Origin of the sequence: Nostocoides veronense (genome assembly GCF_039531185.1) — a bacterium.
GTDB classification, from domain to species: Bacteria; Actinomycetota; Actinomycetes; order Actinomycetales; family Dermatophilaceae; genus Nostocoides_A; species Nostocoides_A veronense.
The window spans coordinates 1-4,256 of sequence record NZ_BAAAPO010000030.1 but is presented as its reverse complement, the minus strand read 5'-3'; the positions used below and the strand labels follow the sequence as shown (position 1 = coordinate 4,256).

At 69.6% G+C, this 4,256-nt stretch carries 5 protein-coding genes and 1 pseudogene; 2 read left to right on the top strand and 4 right to left on the bottom strand.

Annotated features, from left to right (window positions below):
• Positions 1–26: 26 nt before the first annotated feature.
• Entirely contained in the window at positions 27–848 is an 822-nt protein-coding gene (locus ABD225_RS09495; protein ID WP_344084094.1) for a hypothetical protein, read from the bottom strand.
• A gap of 276 nt (positions 849–1,124) precedes the next feature.
• Here ABD225_RS09495 and ABD225_RS09490 point away from each other — a divergent pair, with 276 nt between their 5' ends.
• Entirely contained in the window at positions 1,125–1,502 is a 378-nt protein-coding gene (locus ABD225_RS09490) for a DeoR family transcriptional regulator (protein WP_344084132.1), read from the top strand.
• Positions 1,432–1,665: a DeoR/GlpR family DNA-binding transcription regulator gene (locus ABD225_RS09485; protein ID WP_344084091.1), complete on the top strand. Its 234-nt coding sequence runs from the start codon at positions 1,432–1,434 to the stop codon at positions 1,663–1,665. The genes ABD225_RS09490 and ABD225_RS09485 overlap by 71 nt, the downstream gene beginning before the upstream one ends.
• 175 nt (positions 1,666–1,840) lie before the next feature.
• On the opposite strand, the gene ABD225_RS09480 is transcribed toward ABD225_RS09485, so the two are convergent.
• The 3 genes and pseudogenes from ABD225_RS09480 to ABD225_RS09470 form a co-directional block, all read right to left on the bottom strand.
• Positions 1,841–2,551 carry a PaaI family thioesterase gene (locus tag ABD225_RS09480; RefSeq protein ID WP_344084088.1) on the bottom strand — a complete coding sequence of 237 codons (711 nt, stop codon included), beginning with the start codon at positions 2,549–2,551 and terminating at the stop codon, positions 1,841–1,843.
• 82 nt (positions 2,552–2,633) lie between these two features.
• A complete protein-coding gene (locus ABD225_RS09475; RefSeq protein WP_344084085.1) occupies positions 2,634–3,503 on the bottom strand; it encodes an SMP-30/gluconolactonase/LRE family protein in 870 nt (289 codons plus the stop codon).
• A gap of 64 nt (positions 3,504–3,567) precedes the next feature.
• A pseudogene (locus tag ABD225_RS09470) lies at positions 3,568–4,256 on the bottom strand (hypothetical protein); the annotation flags it as partial.

Here is a 4,256-nt window from a genome sequence, read left to right as displayed (position 1 = left end):
GCGTGTTTCCCGAACTCGACTTTCTTTCAGCCAGTGGACGTGCCGGTCGCGGAGCCCGTGACCTCAGCGGATGGCGTGCTCGCGGGCGTTGTCGGGGCCTGACTCGGCGGGGTCGTCGTCGTCGCGCTCGACGTCTCACCCGTAGTTGACGGCGCGACCGGTGTCGTGGCGCTCCCGGTGGGTTCGGTGGTGCTCGTCCCAGTGGGAGCCGTGGTGCTCGACTCGGTCCCGGTGCTGCTGGTCGAGGACGAGCCATCGGAGGAAGAGTCCGTCGAGGACGGAGCCGTGCTGGACCCGGAGGCAGGTGTGGTGCCGGTCGGCGACGAGCTCGGCCGGGTATTCCCGGTCACGGCGCGCTCGGCGACCTGCCCGACCGTCGTCGAGCCCTGACCGTCGAGCGAGCGACCTAGGCCGAGTTCGAGGCCAGTCAGGATGACAGCGGCCGACACGAAGAGGATGGCGGCGGTCGCGGCGATGCGTCGCGGCATACCAGCGGGCACAGCGCGCGGTGCGACCTCGCGGACCTGGGATTGCTCCACCTCAACCCGGCCGGCGCGGCCGGTGGTCAGCGTGCGGGTGCGGATCAGTTCGCGGGTATGTCGCAGCGACTGGGTGTAGGCCGCCGCGGCGATGGCCGAGACCACGCTGCCGACGGCGGCGCCGACGAGGGTCCCGGCGAGGCCGAGGCGGGCGCCGAGGGCCGCAGCGCTCACGGCCGCGAGCGCACCCCCGAGGATGCCGGTCAAGGACAGGCCGAGCACCGGCTTCGGGGCCGGCAGGGCGTCCGGCCCGCCGGGGCGGGCCGCGTCGTCGAGGGGGGCCGCGCCGTCGAGCGGGGTCGTGTCCACGGGCGCCGGCCTGGACGGGCGGGTCGCCAGGGCGACCGTCGGGCGGCCACGGGAGGGCGGTGGAGGGGCGTCATTGCCGCGTCGGACGGAAGTCTTCGTGTCAGGTGAGGGCATGCAAGATCTGGAGGGCAGGAACGATCGCGGACACCGGTGCAGACGCCTCAGGTCACGAAATGGTTACCGCGCCAACAGTCATTGTGGCGGAGATCACATGTGTCCCGCACAGCATCAGCTGACAGCCGGCCGCGCCGACGCCTGGTCGCAGCCGACACGGTCATGGAAAGTGCCCTTTCGCGACGATTACCTCGTCCGCACTACCCGTGTGCGCACCCCCTTCGCCCGCGAACTGCGCAGACAAAATGTGCGATACTTACTGTTCCGTGTACCTTGAGTACCATTGCGACCGTGAGCGGCGAACACTACACAGCGCACCGCACCGAACGTCTCGTGCGCATCCTGGAAGCCGTGCGCATGCGCGGCCATGTCCACGTCGAGCACCTGGCGAAAGAACTGGACGTCTCGCAGGCGACGATCCGTCGCGACCTGGCCGCCTTGGACAAGGAATCGCTGCTGCGCCGGACCCATGGGTGGTGCCTCACAACCGGATTCGGGCACCGAACTGCCGGTCCGCTATCGCGACACCCAGGGCCGTGAGGCCAAGCAGCGCATCGCCGCCGCCTGCGCCGCGCAGATCCCGCTCCTCACGCAGGCCGTGGCGATCGGCGGCGGAAGCACGGCCTCGGAGGTCGCGCGCCAACTGGCCGATCGGGCCGGCCTGACGGTGGTCACCAATTCCATAGATGTCGGGAATCGCTGACATCGGCAAGGTCGATCTGCTCATCACCGAGCAGGGAGCATCGCCCTCGGCGATCGCGGAATTGCGCGCGGCGGGACTCGCCGTCGAACTCGTCTGACCTGCGCTGCTGGCCGTCCGTCAGCCCGACGGTGCGGACTCGCGCGCGTGGCCGCGGAGCTTACTCAGCCCGGCGGCGTCAATGGCCGGCGCGTCCGCCGAAATGCTCGGAATCGAAGTCCCCGGCGTCACTCTGCGGGGCCGCTCCGCGATGCCGGGCAAACCGCGGCACGACGAACAGGCCTTCGGCCTCGGCGGTGATCTCGCCGTCGGCGGTGCGAATATCCCCGCGCACCAAGACCTTCCACTCCCCCACCTCGACCGGCTCCGCCGACACCGTCAGGGCCGCCCCGAGCGGGGTAGGCCGCCGATAGGTGACATTGAGGTATGCCGTCATGCCCGGCTTCCCGACCAGCGGCGGCACCGTGCCGAGGACCTGGTCGAGGACGAGGGCGACGACCCCGCCGTGGACATGTCCCGGGGGCCCTTCGTATGGCGCCCCCAGCGTGATCGTGCACTGCGCACTGCCGTCCTCGCCACGCGCGATGCGCAGCGGCGGCGCCATCGGATTGCGCAGGCCGACAGCGGGATTGCCGTGATCGCGCAAACGGCCGTCGCTGCTGACCACCAGCCCCAGAGGTGTCGCGGAGGCCTCGGCTTCGAGCCGGTCGGCCAGCTCCCCGATCCCGGCCGCGACGCGGTCGAGTTCGGCGTCGTCCACCTCGGTGCGCACACTGACATCGATGAGCCGGCGCACGGCATCGGCGAGCGCTCCGAGCGAGCCCTCCCGGGCGGCCAGCGCCACCGGATCGTCCACGGGCACGATGAAGGGCAGCAGGCCGTCGGTCACCCCGCGACTCTATGCCGCGACACCTGCCGATGCCCCCGCCCCGGCGCGGGATCGCGTCACATCCCGGCTCGGATCACCCCGCTCAGACCGTGGCGACTTCGATTCGTCCGAGACCCCGGCCGTCGACCTCGTGTGGGTCGCTCGACGGTGCGGTCATGACGAACAGGGTGCGGCCGTCGGAGCCGCCGAGGGCGCAGGCATAGGCGATCTGACTGGTCTCGACCATCCCGGTGACCTCGCCGCCCTCGGCATAGCGCACGACGGCATTGCCCAGCGCGGCGCTCACCCACACACCACCCTGCGGGTCGGCGCAGATGCCATCGGGCGCGACCATCTGCTCGGCGGTCGAGGCCCAGACCCGCCGGTTGCTGAGGCCGCCGTCCGCTGTTACATCGAAGGCGGTCAACCGCAGGCCCGTGGTCTCTGCCACGACGAGCGTGCGGCCCTCGTCGATCAGCACCATGCCATTGGGGAAGCGCATGCCCTCGGCCGCGCTCGACACCGACCCGTCCGGCGCGATGCGTGCGAGCCGGGTGACGCCAGTGACCTCGTCGGCGAGGATGACCGGGATCTCGCGAGTGCGGATGTCCTCGTGCAGGTCATAGCCGAAGTTGCCGACATACGCACCACCCTCGGCATCGGTGACCAGATCGTTGGCGTGGTAGTCGGCGAGGCCGGAGAGATCGGCATACTCCTGCGCCTCGGAGCCTCCGGGGATCAGCTTCAGGACCTTGCGATCCAGCATGCTCACCACCAGCAGGCTGCCGTCGGGGAGCCAGCCGAGCCCGGACGGCTGGCCCGGGACGGCGAGGACCTGCTGCTCATCCTGGCCGGACTCATCGAGGGTGTAGACGGCGTGACGATAGAAGTCGCTGAACCACAGTCGCCCGTCGCGCCAGCGCGGGCCCTCTCCGAAATCCAGACCTTCGCGCAGGATCCGTGCTGCCGTCATAGCTGACTCCCTTGTCGTGGCGATGCGTGTCTTTCGACCCTACTGCGGGAGCGCGCGAGGCAGGTCAGTCCATGTCGGGTATGGCGGCGCGTGCGTCCGCGTAACTCATGCCCGTCAGTTCCAGCAGGTCGGCGAGCATGCTGCGGCATTGGGCGATGATGACTGCGCTGGAAAGCGTCAGATCGCTGAGGTGAAGATGGGATGACTCGGCGCCGACCTGCTTGATGCGATCGCGCGCCCGGGTCGGCAGCCGGCGGGCGAAGAGTTCATTGGCGCAAAACTCCGTCACCTCGGCCGTGGCTCCCACGAGACCGGCAACCTCGCTTGGCACCTCATCCTCGCGCCAGGCCGCGACACTGACCCGTCGGGCCAGCACGCGGGAGTTGCGCACCAGTCGGTCCAGGGGCGCCACCAAGTCGGCGACATCCTGGACATGCTGGCGGTGCTGGCGCAGCAGCGGCGAATAACGCACCAGCGCAATGCCTTCCGAGGATGCTTCGGAGAGCGCCCGCAGTTGGGCTTCCGATCCACGGGCTCGCATCAGCACCTCATCGGCGGCCTCCTGGTCGCCGGATCGCAGGGCCGAGCGGGCGGCATACAAGGTCTCGGCGGTCTCAAAGAGGACCTGTGCGGCGCGGATGCGGGGCTTTTGCACCGGCGAAGTGGGGGCGACGAGCGAGAAGACCTGAGGTGTGTCTGAGTTAATTCGGCATCCGGGCTGATCAATAGCCATCAGCGTTGGTGTCGTGCTCG

What these genes read in the sequence shown, in the direction of transcription:
- ABD225_RS09475 (WP_344084085.1), bottom strand. Translation starts at nt 3,503, where the DNA reads ATGACGGCAGCACGGATCCTGCGCGAAGGTCTGGATTTCGGAGAGGGC.
- ABD225_RS09485 (WP_344084091.1), top strand. Translation starts at nt 1,432, where the DNA reads ATGGGTGGTGCCTCACAACCGGATTCGGGCACCGAACTGCCGGTCCGC.
- ABD225_RS09490 (WP_344084132.1), top strand. Translation starts at nt 1,125, where the DNA reads ATGGAAAGTGCCCTTTCGCGACGATTACCTCGTCCGCACTACCCGTGT.